This is a genomic window from Streptomyces sp. NC-S4 (assembly GCF_054353315.1).
In genome coordinates this window covers 4,859,221-4,873,557 of the sequence record NZ_CM135937.1, presented here as the reverse complement: position 1 = coordinate 4,873,557, position 14,337 = coordinate 4,859,221, and the positions used below count along the sequence as shown (strand labels likewise).

The window sequence follows — 14,337 nt, the reverse complement described above, 5'->3', positions numbered from 1 at the left end:
GATCCCGGCCCTCCGCGCGTCGGCCCGGCGCCCGCCCCCGTCCCTCCCACTCACCCACCGCACCGCACCGCACGAAGATCCACAGTTCGAACTTGTGCACCGTTCGCCACGCGTTTCGTCACGGAGAGCACCCAAAATATCCATTACGGTTACTTTGAGTGAGAAATCCGGACAGAGCGCCTTCGGGCGAGAGGAGCCACACCGTCATGCCCATGCTGCTGATCAAAGGTTCGTACGAGATCCTCGGGACCGACCCGGACGGGGACACCATCCACTTCCGGCCCGACAACCCCGACGAATGGGATCTCATCGGCGGCCCGCGGAAGGTCAAGCGCAACGCGGCAGGCCGCGGGAAGCTGCGCCTGGAGGCCATCGACGCCCTGGAGACCCACTACTCACGGACCGGTCCCACGGTCCATCAGCCGCTCGCCCTCGCCAACGCCGCCAGGGACGCCGTACTGGAGTGGGTCGGCTTCACCAGCGTCACCCGGGGGTCGGACGGTCTGGTGACCGCCTCGACCCCGGCGAGCGTGCCCGGCTTCGTCCTGACGCGGGGCGTCGACATCAGCCGCCGGTGCATCGCCTTCGCGGGGCGGGGCGAGCCGCCGGCCGCCAGCGGGACCCAGGTGCTCGTGGACGTGGCCATGCTGGAGCTCACGCTCAACCACCACCTGATCAAGGAGGGGCTGGTGTACCCGATGTACTACAACACGCTCTTCCACGACCTGCGCAACGCGATCACCACCGCGACCCAGAAGGCACGGACCGCCACCCCGCCCAAGGGGGTGTGGGCCGAGGACTCGACCGTCAGCGGAGCGACGGTCACCGGCATGTCCTCGATCACCGAGCACGAGGTGATCCTCCCCAAGCTCTTCCGGCGCCTGGTGGACTACCTCTACCTCGGAGACAACGACCTCTCCGGCTTCCCCGCCTACCTGGACCAGCAGGCCGACAAGTTCCTCATCCTGCCCACCGGCCAGTTCACCACGGGCCTCGACGAGGTGGTCCAGGTCTCCGGCACCACGGTGAAGATGACCCGCAACCCCGAGGACCTCGTCTTCGACGAGGACTGAGCGGAACACGACCGCCATGACCGACGCCACGGACTTCCGCGCCCTCTCCGAGCTCCTCACCGGTGAACCGTCCCTCGACCAGGCAACGGCGGACGCGCACCGCACCCACCTCGCCGCCCACTACCCGGCAGCGCTCCCGCGCCTGATCGAGGCCTACCGGACCGCGTCGGGGCAACCCGACCCCGGCGGCGCGCTGTTCGCCGCCGTGAACGCCGCTCCGGAGCTCGCCCGCATCGCCCGGGAGACCCTCGCGATCTGGTACACCGCCCAGTTCACCCGGCCCGACAACACCCAGGCCGGGCCCGCCACGCCCGGCCTCTACCGAGGGGGGCTGGTGTGGCGGGCGATCCGGGCGTACCCGATCTCCGCCGCTCCGACGCCCGGCACCTACGGCCACTGGGCTCAGCACCCCTGAAACGAGGACAGCCGGATGGACTCCACCCCCTACGACGTCGTCATCGTCGGCGCCGGTGTGGCCGGCGCCCTGGCCGCCTGCCGGATCAAGGAAACCAAGCCGCACGCCCGGGTCCTGCTCCTGGACGCCGGCAACAACAGCCTCACCGAAGACCAGAGAGCCGCGTTCGTCGACTCCTACCAGGTCTCCGAGACCAAGAACGTCCCCTCCCCCTACGCGGCCCTGGACAACAACAAACAGGGCTGGGCGCCGTCCTCCGACAACACGGGCGATCCGGTCGCGATGAACCGCTACTACGTGGAGACCGGGCCCGACCTGTTCAAGAGCGGCTTCACGCGCATGACCGGCGGCAGCACCTGGGCCTGGCGCGGCAACACCCCCCGCTTCCTGCCCAGCGACTTCGAGCTCAGGACCCGCTTCGGCATCGCGGTCGACTGGCCGCTCACCTACGACGACCTGGAGCCCTTCTACGCACAGGCGGAGAACGAGCTGGGCGTCTCCGGCAACCGCGAGGAGTGGGACCCGCTCACCCCGCGCAGCACCGACTTCCCGATGCCCGGCATCGTCGCCAGCTACGGTGACGAACTCGTCCGGGCCGCCCTCGCCACCATCGACCCGATCGACGGCACCCCCGTCACCCTGGTGACCACCCCGCAGGCACGCAACTCCCGGACCTACCAGGGCCGCAGCCCCTGCCTGGGCAATGCCAGCTGCATCCCCGTCTGCCCCTCCGGCGCCAAGTACGACGCCTCCGTCCACGTCCGCCGGGCCCGCGACGTCCTCGGCGTCGAGGTGCGCACCGGCTGCACCGTGACCCGTCTCGTCCCGCGCCCCGGCAACGCCGCGCCGACCGTCGTCCTGCGGGACTGGACCACGAGCGACCGGGCCGAGGAACAGGTCGACGGCCACCACGTCGTCCTGGCCCTCAACGCGATCGAGATCCCGAAGCTGTGGTTGATCTCCGGCCTCGACAACCGCAGTGACCAGGTGGGCCGCAACCTCATGGACCACCTCACCGAAGAGGTCGTCGGACTCTTCGGCAAACCCGTCTTCCCCTTCCGCGGACCGCAGTCGACCCTGAGCATCGAGACCTTCCGCGACGGCGACTGGCGCCGCACCACCGGCGCCTTCCGCATGACGGTCGGCAATGACGGCTGGGGCCGGTTCGAATCCCCCTCGGCCGCCCTGGACAAACTGATGTGGGACCCCGCCGGGCAGCGCCTCAAGCGCTACGGCCAGGATCTGCGGGACAAGCTCGCGGACCGTGTCACCCGCATGATGCGGATCGGCTACTCCACCGAACAGCTCCCCGACCCCGCCAACCGGGTCACCCTCTCCGACCAGCGCGACGCGCTCGACGTCCCGCGCCCCAAGATCGCGTTCAAGGTCGACGACTACTCCAAGCGGGCCCTGGCCTACGGGCATTCGGTGGCACGCCGCATCTGGCAGCACATGGAGGACACGGCGGGCGCCCGTGCGGTCGAACCACTGCAGCCGACGCTGAAGTTCAACGGCGCGGGCCACCACATGGGCACCACCCGGATGGGCACCGACCGGTCGAGTTCCGTGGTCGACGCCGACGGCCTCTCCCACGCGCACGCCAACCTGTGGGTCGTCGGCTCCTCCGTCTTCCCCACCGGCAGCACCGCCAACCCCGCCCTCACCTTGGCCGCGCTGACCCTGCGCACCGCGGACAAGCTCGCCCGCGCCCTGTGACCGCACCACGATGACCGTGACCGCACGACTGGTCGTGGCCCGCCACGCGGAAGCCCGGTGCAACGTCGAGGGCCGCGTCGGCGGCCCCCGGACCTGCACCGGTCTCACCGACGTCGGGCGCGGCCAGGCTGCGCTCCTGGCCGCCCGGCTCACCGCCGAGCACCGGGACGGCGGCCCTGCCTTCCACGCCCTGTACGCCGGCCCACGCCGCCGCGTCCAGGAGACGGGCGGCATCCTCGCTCCCGCACTCGGCCTTCCCCTCACCGTCGATCAAGGCCTCGAAGGCCCCGGGCACGGGGAGGCGGACGGGCGGCCGTGGCGGGAGGTCGAGGACGCCTTCCGGGGCGCCCCGCACACGCACCCGGACCGGCCTTACGCTCCCGGTGCGGAGACCTGGCACGCGTATCTCGACCGGGCCACGGCGCACCTGGCCGGACTCCTGCGGCAGCACCCGGGGCAGAACGTCCTGCTCACCGCGCACGGCGAGACCGTCCACGCGGCCTGCCACCTGCTCCTGCGGATCCCCTTCGGGGCGAGCGGCGAGGTCGGCTTCGGCACGCGCCACACCGGCCTCACCCGCTTCGAGCACCGCCGCGACCGCTACGGCAACGGGCGCTGGGTGCTCACCGCCCTCGACGACACGACCCATCTCGGGCCGCACCCGGCCCACTAGGCCGTCTCTTTCGGATCTTGTCGGCCGAGCCCGCGGCGTCCGGTGCCGTGCACGGCAAGGCGGAGGTGCGCCCGTGTACTGGACGTACTCGGGTGTCCCGACAACGCGGCCGGGTGCGGTGCCGGACGCCGCGGGCCCGGCAAGATCCGAAAGAGACGGCCTAGACGAGTAAGTCCGAAGTCTTCGAGTGCATGAAACGAGGGTCTCGTTGGTTCGTTTGTGACGACAAACCTGGAGACCCTCGCGACAGCACTGTACGTGAGGATCGATGACTCTCTGGCAGGAACGCGGCGGTCGGGCCGTCCACCGAGGCTGACGGATGCCGAACTGTTGACGCTTGCGGTGATGCAGGCCGTGCTCGGTTTCGTCTCCGAGGCGCGCTGGCTGCGGTTCGCCCGCTGCCACCTGGCCGCCGAGTTCCCCTACCTGCCCGGGCAGTCCGGCTACAACAAGCGGCTACGGGCCGCGAACACGCTGATTAGCCGGTTCATCCGCACGCTGGCCCGGGACACCGACCTGTGGCACGACGACGTGTGGATCGTGGACTCCACCCCCGTGGAATGCGCTCGCTCACGCCCAACGGTCAAACGCTCAGACCTGGCCGGCTGGGCCGCCTATTCCTACTGCCCCTCGCACTCCCGGTTCTTCTGGGGGCTACGTCTGCACCTGCTCTGCACACCGGGCGGGCTGCCGGTCGCCTGGGCCCTGGCCAACCCGAAAGTGGACGAACGCGACGTGCTGGCCGACATGCTCACGGGCGACCCCGGCCTGCTGCCCGCCCACCCAGGGCAGACGGTCATCGGCGACAAGGGCTACGTCTCCAAGCACCTCGACACCTTCATGGCCGGCTACGGCTTGGCGCTGCTGCGGCCCAGCTACCGCAACCGCCGGCCACGGTCGGGCGAGCACCTGCTCAAGCCGATCCGGCAACTGATCGAGTCGGTCAACGACACCCTCAAAGGCCAGCTCGACCTCGAACGCCACGGAGCCAGGACCCCAGCCGGAGTCCTGGCCCGCGTCGGGCAACGGATCCTTGCCCTGACCGCGGCAATCTGGCACAACCGGGCCAACGGAACACCGTTGACCAGGTCACTCATCGCCTACGACCACTGACGAGCTTCGGACTTACTCGTCTAGGTCTTCAGGCCCGGCCCGCGGCGCCCGGCCACGCCGGGGCCGGCAGGCCGGCCGGCTGGACCAGCCAGCCGAAGGCGCCCAGCCCGGCGCGGTCCGTGAGCTCCGCCGCCTCGCCGGCCGAGGACAGGGCCCGTACGTAGGCGACGGGGTCCGTGGAGGCCAGGGCCAGCGGGGGCCGGGCGCCCGAGACGCCGAGCGCGGCCAGGGCCTCGCGCTGGGTCAGCAGGACCGCCCCCGGCCCCGCGCAGGAGTCCAGCGCCACGTGGGCGGTGACGTCGCAGGAGCCGTCCGGCACCGGCGGGACCTCCCGGCCGTCGCGAAAGCCCGTCAGGGTGCCGTACGGGGGCCGTGCGCCCCGGGTGTGCGCGTAGTCCACCGCCACCGCCAGGCCCCGCTCCAGGGTCCCGGCGGCGGCCGCCCAGGCCTCGTCACGGGCCCGGCCGATCTCGGCGCGGCCGCCGCCGGGCCACCACCGCTCCAGCCAGGCCCGGTCCGCGGCGTCCAGCGGGCCGCCCGCGCTCTCCGTGCCGTCCGGGGCGACCAGCATGTAGTGCCCGTCCTCGGCGACCTCCAGCGGCACGTTGTCCAGCCATTCGTTGGCGAAGAGCAGCCCGCTCGTCCCTTCGGGCGGTGCCGCGACCCAGCGGATCCGCGGGTCGAGCCCGGCGGGCCGCTCCGCCCGTTCCACGGCGTACGGGCGCACCCGCGCGGCCGTCCCCGGCTCCAGCGCGGCGAGCACCCCGGCCAGCAGCTCCCCCCGCCCGGCCCCGACGTCGACCAGGTCCAGCTCCGCCGGGTGCCCGAGCTCGGCGTCCACCCACCGCAGCAGCCGGGCCACGGCGGCGGCGTACAGCGGCGAGGCGTGCACGGAGGTGCGGAAGTGCCCGGCGGGTCCGGGCCCGCCCGGCCGCACGTAGAAGCCTCCGGGCCCGTACAGCGCGGCCTCCATCGCACTGCGCCACCGGACCGGAGTCACACCTTCACCCTGAGAGCTCACCGGACAAAGGCTAAGCTTCCGTCCACCTTGGGGAGTACGCCCCCGGTGCCAGGTTCGCACCTCTGGTTGACTCCAGCACCTATCTGCGTTCCCTACTCTGGGTTACGTGCAGCGCCTCTACGACTTCCTCCGCAGACACCCGACGGGTGTCGACAGCTTCTGGGCTGTCTTCCTCTTCGGGATCGGGATGCTGCAGGTCGCCGACGACAGTTTCAGCAGCACCACCGCACGGCTGCTCGTCATCCCGGCGGTGGTCGCGATGAGCCTCGTGGTGGCCCTGCGCCGCAAGTGGACGCAGGCGATGTTCTGGCTGGCCGTCGGCACCGGCGTCTACAAGCTGATCATCCACGCCGAGGTGAACAACGCCGACCTCGCGATGCTGATCATCCTGTACACGGTCGCCGCCTCGGCCGAGGTCTCGCGCCGGATGTCCCGTACCGCGCTCGCCATCGGCTTCCTCGCCTCCCCGCTGTACGCCCTGCGCTTCCAGGTGGACAAGGGCGACTTCCGGGACAACGTCCTCTTCACGCTGTTCGCCATGGTCCCCTTCGCCCTCGCCTGGGTGCTGGGCGACTCCCTGCGCACCCGCCGGGCCTACTACGCCCAGCTCGTCGAGCGGAACCAGCGCCTGGAGAACCAGCGCGAGGCCCAGGCCAAGGTGGCCGTGGCCGCCGAGCGTGCCCGGATCGCCCGCGAGCTGCACGACGTCGTCGCGCACAACGTCTCGGTGATGGTGGTCCAGGCGGACGGCGCGGCGTACGTCATGGACGCGGCCCCCGAACAGGCCAAGGAGGCCCTCCAGACCATCTCCGGCACCGGGCGCCAGGCCCTGGCCGAGATGCGCAGGCTGCTGGGCGTGCTGCGCACCGGCGAGCCGCAGGAGTCCGAGGACTACGTGCCCCAGCCGGACGTCGAGCAGATCGAGGTCCTGGTCGAGCAGGTGCGCACGGCCGGGCTCGCGGTGGACTTCGAGGTCGAGGGTGCGCCGCGGCGGCTGCCCAGCGGGGTCGAGCTGACGGCGTACCGGATCGTGCAGGAGGCGCTGACCAACACCCGCAAGCACGGCGGCCCCGACGCGAAGGCCAGCGTCCGGCTGGTCTACTTCGACGACGGGCTCGGCCTGCTGGTCGAGGACGACGGCCGGGGCGCGGCCCACGAGTTGTACGAGGACGGCGGCGCGGACGGCGCCGGGCACGGGCTGATCGGCATGCGCGAGCGGATCGGTATGGTCGGCGGAACCCTGGACGCGGGGCCGCGGCCCGGTGGCGGCTTCCGGATCAGCGCACTGCTGCCCCTGAAGAAGAAATGACGAGGACGAGGTAACTGATGTCCATCCGCGTGATGCTGGTCGACGACCAGGTGCTGCTGCGCACCGGTTTCCGTATGGTGCTCGCCGCCCAGCCGGACATGGAGGTGGTCGCCGAGGCGGGCGACGGCCTGGAGGCTCTGGAGGTGCTGCGGGCCACGAAGGTGGACGTGGTGCTGATGGACGTCCGCATGCCCCGGCTGGACGGGGTGGAGGCGACGCGGCGGATCTGCGAGCCGGAGGAGCACCCGAAGGTGATCATCCTGACCACCTTCGACCTGGACGAGTACGCCTTCTCCGGCCTGAAGGCGGGCGCGAGCGGATTCATGCTGAAGGACGTCCCGCCGGGCGAGCTGCTGGCTGCCATCCGCTCCGTGCACAGCGGCGACGCGGTGGTCGCCCCGTCCACGACGCGGCGCCTGCTGGACCGCTTCGCTCCGATGCTGCCGACGACCACGCAGGAGCCGCAGAACAAGGAGATCGAGCGGCTGACGGAGCGCGAGCGCGAGGTCATGCTGCTGGTCGCCCAGGGCCTGTCGAACGGCGAGATCGCGGCCCGGCTGGTCCTGTCGGAGGCCACGGTGAAGACCCACGTGGGCCGGATCCTGACCAAGCTGGGGCTGCGCGACCGCGTCCAGGTGGTGGTCCTGGCGTACGAGACGGGCCTGGTCCGCGCGGGCGGCGGCGGGGCCGGCTAGGTCGTCTCTTTCGGATCTTGTCGGCCGAGCCCGCGGCGTCCGGTGCCGTGGATGGCAAGGCGGAGGGGCGCCCGTGTACTGGACGTACTCGGGTGTCCCGACAACGCGGCCGGGTGCGGTGCCGGGCGGCGCGGGGCTGTCAGCCGCCCCGCTCCGCGCCGTCGGCGGTGTCGGCGCCGTCGGTGAAGCGCGTCTCCAGCGCGTCGCTGTAACCGTCCAGGGGGTCGTCGGTCTCCAGGACGGCGAAGCGGCACCTGCTGTCACCGAGCGACAGCAGGGAGGTGCGCTCGGCGCGCAGTCCGCTGACCGCGGGGTCGATCGCCTTCATAAAGTTCACGTCGAACGCGCACATCACCGTCGTGACGGGCGTGGCGTCGTGACGGGCGAAGAAGTCGCGCCAGAAGCAGCGTCTGACGTTCATCTCGAAGAGCCCCGGCTCCGGCCGCCGGAAATCGAACTCGAAGTGGGCGGGGTAGAGCTTCACCATCACGCGGCACGTCTTCTCGATCTTGTCGAGCGCGTGGTCCCTCTTGTTGAGGGTCGAGAAGGTCATGTCGTAGGGGCGCCTCAGCACCGGGCTCATCGCGTGCTGGAGATAGCGGATCGTACGGCCGCGGTCCCCGTCGAACAGGGGGAGCAGCGTCTCGAAGGCGGCGAGCACCACCGCACCGATCAGCAGCGCGCCCTCCGACGGTCCGTCGGTGGCCATGTCCTGGTCCGCGTCGGCGATCTCCTTCGCCCGCGCGCGGATCGCGCCGATCAGATCGTCCTCGCGATCGGGCGCCACGTGGTGGAGGTGCTTGCGGACTTCGCCCAGGAACCTGCGGGGCATGACGCGGCCCATCAGCCAGTGGGCTTCTGCTCCGATTGCCTTGTCGACGGCCTTCACGACGTCACCCTGCGTGCTGATCGTGATCAGGGGCGGCCCGAGGTGTGCCACCCCGGTGGGGGCCCGGGCCCGGTTCTTCATCCCCGACTTTCGCCAGAAAAGCGTACTCCCGGGCCCATGAGGCCGCCACCGGCGCCGTGTTCGGGCGCATGCCTCGCGCCTCGGGCGCCCCGTCAGCGGCCGGGGCCGACCGGCCGCTTGTAGTAGCGCCACGGGAACCACCCCGCACCGACCGGAATCCATCCGTCGGACTCCATCCGACGGTGCCGCGCGGCGGAGGGGAGCGTGATGCGGCAGTGCTCCCAGGGGTGGCCGGAGGCCTCCACCTCGTGGAAGAAGGGGCCGTAGCCGATCATGTGCCAGCCGTCGCGGCCGGCCTCCTCCAGGGCGGCCATCTCGTTGAAGGCGGACAGTCCGCCGAGAATGCGCCGCTCGGGACCGTCCGGGCTCCCGGCGGGCGACGAGGAGTGCGCGCCCGCGGCCTTGCCCGCGAAGCGCTGCTGGGCGGCCTGGCGGCTCACCCCCAGGACGCGGCCGACCGCTTCCCAGCTGTGTCCGGCGGCCCTGGCGCCCTGGACGGCCTCGCGCAGCAGCCGGCTCGCCTCCTCGGCTCCGACGCGCGAGGCGTCCACCAGGCGCAGGTAGCCGTCGGGGTCGTGTTCGAGGGAGTCCGCAAGCCCCTCGGGGGCGCCGAGGACCGATGCGGCGATCCCCTCCCGGATCCGGTCCATCTCCACCGGGTGGAGCAGCGGTCCGTCGCTCATCGGCGCAGTCCGGCAAGGGGTTCGAGGGCGTCGAGCACCGCCTCGTCGCGGCGCGCCCGCTCGGCGCGGGCCGCCGACCGGCCGGCCAGGGCGGCCGTGCAGGCGATGAGGGCGAGGCCCATGACGACCAGGAGGAGGGTGGCGGTGGCTCCGAACCGGTCCCCGGACATCACGGTCACGGCCGGCAGGGCCACGCCCAGCGGCAGCGCCGCGGCCATGGACGCGGTGGCGGGGAAGGGATCCCGGCGCGGGGTCTTCGATCGCAAGATCAACATACGTCAAGGAAACCTTGACGTGATCACTTTGTCAAGAATTCCTTGACGCCCGAACGGGGCGGGGCCGCGGTTCAGGCGTCGGGGCCCGCCCCCGTCATCCAGCGGTCCGGGCGGGCCGACGCGCGGGAGGTGCGGGAGCGGGCGGCCTGGGCGTGCAGCAGGGCCGCGGCCTCCGGCTCCGGGCGGAGCCGGGCAGTGACCGTGCAGTTCGCCCCGGTGTCCACGTGGACGTCGGCGACGCCGCGGGCGCGGGACCACGGGCCCTGCGTGAAGCGGACGCTCTGCACCTTGGCGTGCGGGACGATGTCCGTACGCCGGCACAGGCGGCCGTGCCGGGCGGCGAACACCTCCGGGGAGAGCGCCAGGGCGTAGCCCTTCCACCACACCGGGACCACCCAGCGGGACCCGGTCCGCGGGGAGCCGGAGAAGGACAGGGCCGCCAGGTCCACCCCGGGCAGCACCCGGGCGACGACGGCGGTGGCGGCCTCCCGCGAGGCCACCGGGACCAGGACGGTGTTGTTCGAGCCGGCGACCTTCAGCTCCACCCGGACCAGGCCGCGCCGCCGCCACAGCAGCGGCTCCACGATCCGTACGTTCTGCACGCGACCCGGCGGCACGGTCTCATGGGCCCGGTCCAGCAGTCCGTGGTCCAGGCGCAGCCCGTCCGGCGACTCGGCGACCCGCCAGTCGTACTCGGTGAGGAAGCGGCCCGCGGTGCCCGCCCAGACCGCGCCGAGCATCGGGAGCACGGCGACGAGCGCCGCCCACGGGCTGGAGCTGAGCCACCACACGAGGGGCGGCACGATCAGCCCGGGGACCAGCAGGGCCCAGACGCCCAGGTTGAGCAGCAGCGACACGACGAGCTCGCGCGGGGTCACGCGCAGCAGTTCGTGTTCGGGGGCCTCGCCCAGGCTCACGGCCTCCTCGGGGGCGAAGCCCGCCGCGCGGGCGAGGAGCTCGGCGCGCAGGGCGACGGCCTCCTTCTCGCCGAGGAAGGCCAGCTGGTCCTTCTCCTCGGTGCCGATGACGTCGAGCCGCAGGCTGGCGACGCCGGTCAGCCGGGCCAGGAGGGGGCGGGTGACGTCCACGGCCTGGAGCCGGTCGAGGCGGATGTGCGCGGTGCGGCGGAAGAAGAGCCCGCTGCGGATGCGCAGTTCGGTGTCGGTGATGGCGTAGTGGGTGAACCACCAGCTCAGGAATCCGTAGGCGCCGAAGACCAGGACCAGGCCCGCCAGCGCCGCCACCCGCAGGAGGGCGGACAGGCCGGCCACCCATCTCCCGGCCTGGTCGCCCTGCTGGGCGATCACGCCGACGGTCGCGGCGATCGGCACCCAGGCGCGGCGCAGCGGGGTGAAGGGGTGCAGTCGGCGTTCCACCGGGCCGCCTGCGGCGAGCTCGGTGGGTGGTTGCCCGGGTACGGGCCCGGGCGCGCGTGCGGGTTGCGCGGCGGACGGCTCACCGGCGGATGCTTCACCGGCGAGGGGCTTCGCACGCACGGGGCCGTCTGCCGCCGACGGATCGGGTGCGGTCTGTGCGTCGCGTGCCTCGGGGCAGGGGTCCGAGCCCTGCGGACCGGGGCTCACAGGCCCGCCGACCTTGCCTCGCCGAGGGCGGTGAGCCGGTCGCGCAGCCGCTCCGCCTCGGCCGGCGCCAGCCCGGGGATCTTGGCGTCGGTGGCGGCCGCGGCCGTGTGCAGCTGTACGGAGGCCAGGCCGAAGCGGCGCTCCAGCGGGCCGGAGGTGACCTCGACCAGTTGCATCCGCCCGTACGGCACCACGGTCTCCTCCCGCCACAGCACGCCCCGGCTGATCAGCAGGTCGTCCGCGCGCTCGGCGTAGCGCCAGGACCGCCAGTTCCGGCCGAGGAGCACCCAGCCCCAGGCCAGGACCACCAGCCAGCACGCCCCGAGGGCCGCCCACGCGGGCCCGAACGTCAGCCCGAGGACGACGGCGGTCACGACGGCCGGCAGCACCGTCCATATCAGCAGCAGCGTCCGCCGCAGGGTGAGCAGCCCGCCCGGCAGCCCGACCCACGCGGGTCCGTCCGTCTCACCCATCGTCCCCGTATCCATGCGTCCACCCTAGGGCTGAGACAATGCCCGCATGACGGAGACCACGGTCGGTATCGGCGGAGCGGCGGAGAGCACCGACATGGTGCTCAACATCGGCCCCCAGCACCCTTCCACGCACGGCGTGCTGCGCCTGCGCCTCGTCCTGGACGGCGAGCGGATCGTCAGTGCCGAACCGGTGGTCGGCTACATGCACCGCGGTGCGGAGAAACTCTTCGAGGCCCGCGACTACCGGCAGATCGTGATGCTCGCGAACCGCCACGACTGGCTGTCCGCGTTCTCGAACGAGCTGGGCGTGGTCATGGCCGTCGAGCGGATGCTCGGCATGGAGGTCCCCGAGCGGGCCGTGTGGATGCGGACGCTGCTGGCCGAGCTGAACCGGGTGCTGAACCACCTGATGTTCCTCGGCTCGTACCCCCTCGAACTGGGCGGCATCACCCCGATCTTCCACGCGTTCCGGGAACGCGAGGAGCTCCAGGCCGTCATGGAGGAGATCTCCGGCGGCCGGATGCACTACATGTTCAACCGCGTGGGCGGGCTCAAGGAGGACCTCCCGGCCGGCTGGCTCGGCCGGGCCCGCGCCGCGATCGCCGACGTCCGGGCCCGCATGGACGTCTACGACAAGCTGGTGCACGGGAACGAGATCTTCCGCGCCCGCACCCGCGGGGTCGGCGTCCTGTCCGCCGAGGCGGTGCACGCGTACGGGGTCTCCGGCCCGATCGCCCGCGCCTCCGGCGTCGACTTCGACCTGCGCCGCGACGAGCCGTACCTGGCGTACGGCGAGCTCCAGGACGTCCTGAAGGTGATCACCCGCACCGAGGGCGACTGCCTGGCCCGCTTCGAGTGCCTGCTGGACCAGACCCACAACGCGCTCGACCTGGCCGTGGCCTGCCTGGACCGGATGGACGGCCTCCCGCCGGGGCCGATCAACCAGCGGCTGCCCAAGGTCCTGAAGGCGCCCGAGGGGCACACGTACGCCTGGACCGAGAACCCGCTCGGCATCAACGGCTACTACCTCGTCTCCAAGGGGGAGAAGACCCCGTACCGGCTGAAGCTGCGCAGCGCCTCGTACAACAACATCCAGGCGCTGGCCGTGCTGCTGCCGGGGCAGTTGGTCGCCGACATGGTGGCGATCCTGGGCTCGCTCTTCTTCGTCGTCGGCGACATCGACAAATGACCTGTCGGCCGGAGACGGCCGATCTAGGGTGATCCCATGATCATCTCTGGCATATACGCCGCGTACCTGGAGCGGATCGGCATCACCGAGCCCGGATCCCCCTCCGTCGACGGGCTGTTCGCGCTCACGCGGGCCCATCTGGAGCGGGTCCCCTTCGAGAACACCGAGATCCAGCTGGGCCGGCCGCCGGGCATCGACCCCGAGCTGTCCATGAACCGCGTCGCCGCCGGGCGCGGTGGCTACTGCTTCCACCTCAACGGCGCCTTCGCGGCGCTGCTGGAGCACCTCGGCTACGACGTGACCCGCCACGTCGGGGGCATGACGGCCGATCGCGAGTCCGGAGAAGTGAGCGGGGACCACCTCACCCTGACCGTACGGATCGACGGGGAGGCCTACTTCGTGGACGTCGGCCTCGGCGACGGCCCGCCCGAGCCGCTGCCGCTGCGCGAGGGCTCGTACGAGCTGGGCTTCCGCTACGGCCTGCGGCCGCTGGGCAGCGCGGACGGGCCCGACGCGGGCTGGACCTTCCTCAACGAGAGCTCGCCCTTCCCCGCGATGAACTTCCGCTCGGCCCCGGCGACCATGGCCGACTTCGAGGCCGAGCACCTGCGGCTGTCCACCGCCGAGGACTCCCCCTTCCTGGGGTCCTTCTTCATGCTGCGGCGCAACGGCGAGGTCATGAACCGGCTCCACGGCAGGGTGCTGCTGACCCTCGACCCGCAGGGCGGCCGCGGCAAGCGCGAACTGGCCGGTCCGGAGGAGCTCTTCGAGACCATGTCCACGGTCTTCGGGCGCGAGCTCGACGACCTGACTGCGGCGGACCGGGCGGCGCTGTGGGCCCGGATCGAGCGGGCGCACGAGGCGTGGCTCGCCTCCCAGCAGAACTGATGTCGGTGCGGCAGGGCAGACTGGGCGCCATGTCCCACTCTCCCCGCCGGGCCTGCCCCTCCTGCGGCCGCGACTGCGCCGTCACCGCCGGACGGATCGCCCGCCACGACCCGCCCTCCGGGCGGGGCCGCGGCGACCTGGTGTCCTGCCCCGGATCCCGGGCCCGGGTGGTGCTCGGCGCCTCCGCGCCGACCCTGGACGGCTTCGCACTGTCCGAACACCCCGGACAGCTCCCGCTGTTCTGAGGATCCGGAAGAGACG

General features: G+C 72.0%; 16 protein-coding genes. 10 read left to right on the top strand and 6 right to left on the bottom strand.

The window, feature by feature from the left end; all coding sequences use genetic code 11:
• The first annotated feature begins 206 nt into the window (after positions 1 to 206).
• The 5 genes from ACXNSR_RS21875 to ACXNSR_RS21855 all read left to right on the top strand — a co-directional run bounded on the left by ACXNSR_RS21875 (position 207) and on the right by ACXNSR_RS21855 (position 4,990).
• Positions 207 to 1,073, top strand: coding sequence for a nuclease (locus tag ACXNSR_RS21875; RefSeq protein WP_458637222.1), 867 nt, complete (start codon positions 207 to 209; stop codon positions 1,071 to 1,073).
• A 16-nt stretch (positions 1,074 to 1,089) separates the two neighbouring features.
• Positions 1,090 to 1,488, top strand: a complete 399-nt coding sequence (locus ACXNSR_RS21870) for a sugar dehydrogenase complex small subunit (RefSeq protein WP_458637221.1) — start codon at positions 1,090 to 1,092, stop codon at positions 1,486 to 1,488.
• 15 nt (positions 1,489 to 1,503) lie between these two features.
• Positions 1,504 to 3,204 (top strand): GMC oxidoreductase, encoded by a 1,701-nt coding sequence (locus ACXNSR_RS21865; RefSeq protein ID WP_458637220.1) that lies wholly within the window; start codon positions 1,504 to 1,506, stop codon positions 3,202 to 3,204.
• A 16-nt stretch (positions 3,205 to 3,220) separates the two neighbouring features.
• Positions 3,221 to 3,877, top strand: coding sequence for a histidine phosphatase family protein (locus tag ACXNSR_RS21860; protein ID WP_458637219.1), 657 nt, complete (start codon positions 3,221 to 3,223; stop codon positions 3,875 to 3,877).
• Between the two features lie 219 nt (positions 3,878 to 4,096).
• Entirely contained in the window at positions 4,097 to 4,990 is an 894-nt protein-coding gene (locus ACXNSR_RS21855) for an IS982 family transposase (protein ID WP_458637218.1), read from the top strand.
• Positions 4,991 to 5,018: 28 nt separating this feature from the next.
• Here ACXNSR_RS21855 and ACXNSR_RS21850 read toward each other — a convergent pair whose 3' ends face one another.
• Positions 5,019 to 5,963: an SAM-dependent methyltransferase gene (locus ACXNSR_RS21850; RefSeq protein WP_458643356.1), complete on the bottom strand. Its 945-nt coding sequence runs from the start codon at positions 5,961 to 5,963 to the stop codon at positions 5,019 to 5,021.
• A gap of 154 nt (positions 5,964 to 6,117) precedes the next feature.
• Here ACXNSR_RS21850 and ACXNSR_RS21845 point away from each other — a divergent pair, with 154 nt between their 5' ends.
• Together ACXNSR_RS21845 and ACXNSR_RS21840 are read left to right on the top strand one after the other, a co-directional pair.
• Positions 6,118 to 7,320, top strand: coding sequence for a sensor histidine kinase (locus ACXNSR_RS21845; RefSeq protein ID WP_458637217.1), 1,203 nt, complete (start codon positions 6,118 to 6,120; stop codon positions 7,318 to 7,320).
• Positions 7,321 to 7,337: 17 nt separating this feature from the next.
• A complete protein-coding gene (locus tag ACXNSR_RS21840; protein WP_189744054.1) occupies positions 7,338 to 8,015 on the top strand; it encodes a response regulator in 678 nt (225 codons plus the stop codon).
• Between the two features lie 139 nt (positions 8,016 to 8,154).
• On the opposite strand, the gene ACXNSR_RS21835 is transcribed toward ACXNSR_RS21840, so the two are convergent.
• From ACXNSR_RS21835 to ACXNSR_RS21815, 5 genes are all read right to left on the bottom strand, one after another.
• The gene (locus ACXNSR_RS21835; RefSeq protein WP_458637216.1) at positions 8,155 to 8,985 is read right to left on the bottom strand and encodes an L-2-amino-thiazoline-4-carboxylic acid hydrolase; all 831 of its coding nucleotides are present in this window, start codon (positions 8,983 to 8,985) and stop codon (positions 8,155 to 8,157) included.
• Between the two features lie 92 nt (positions 8,986 to 9,077).
• Positions 9,078 to 9,668: a hypothetical protein gene (locus ACXNSR_RS21830; RefSeq protein WP_458637215.1), complete on the bottom strand. Its 591-nt coding sequence runs from the start codon at positions 9,666 to 9,668 to the stop codon at positions 9,078 to 9,080.
• Complete coding sequence (locus tag ACXNSR_RS21825) at positions 9,665 to 9,943, bottom strand: hypothetical protein (RefSeq protein WP_458637214.1); 279 nt, start codon at positions 9,941 to 9,943, stop codon at positions 9,665 to 9,667. Before ACXNSR_RS21825 ends, ACXNSR_RS21830 begins: the two co-directional genes overlap by 4 nt.
• Before the next feature lie 71 nt (positions 9,944 to 10,014).
• On the bottom strand, positions 10,015 to 11,319 hold the full coding sequence (locus tag ACXNSR_RS21820) for a PH domain-containing protein (RefSeq protein ID WP_458637213.1): 1,305 nt from the start codon (positions 11,317 to 11,319) through the stop codon (positions 10,015 to 10,017).
• Between the two features lie 203 nt (positions 11,320 to 11,522).
• Positions 11,523 to 12,014, bottom strand: coding sequence for a PH domain-containing protein (locus tag ACXNSR_RS21815; RefSeq protein WP_458637212.1), 492 nt, complete (start codon positions 12,012 to 12,014; stop codon positions 11,523 to 11,525).
• Positions 12,015 to 12,045: 31 nt separating this feature from the next.
• Here ACXNSR_RS21815 and ACXNSR_RS21810 point away from each other — a divergent pair, with 31 nt between their 5' ends.
• Genes ACXNSR_RS21810 through ACXNSR_RS21800 form a run of 3 tightly spaced genes read left to right on the top strand, consistent with a single transcriptional unit; the run spans position 12,046 to position 14,321 of the window.
• Entirely contained in the window at positions 12,046 to 13,188 is a 1,143-nt protein-coding gene (locus ACXNSR_RS21810) for an NADH-quinone oxidoreductase subunit D (RefSeq protein WP_458637211.1), read from the top strand.
• 36 nt (positions 13,189 to 13,224) lie between these two features.
• Complete coding sequence (locus ACXNSR_RS21805) at positions 13,225 to 14,076, top strand: arylamine N-acetyltransferase family protein (protein WP_458637210.1); 852 nt, start codon at positions 13,225 to 13,227, stop codon at positions 14,074 to 14,076.
• A gap of 29 nt (positions 14,077 to 14,105) precedes the next feature.
• The gene (locus ACXNSR_RS21800) at positions 14,106 to 14,321 is read left to right on the top strand and encodes a hypothetical protein (protein ID WP_376112820.1); all 216 of its coding nucleotides are present in this window, start codon (positions 14,106 to 14,108) and stop codon (positions 14,319 to 14,321) included.
• The last annotated feature ends 16 nt before the right edge of the window (positions 14,322 to 14,337 follow it).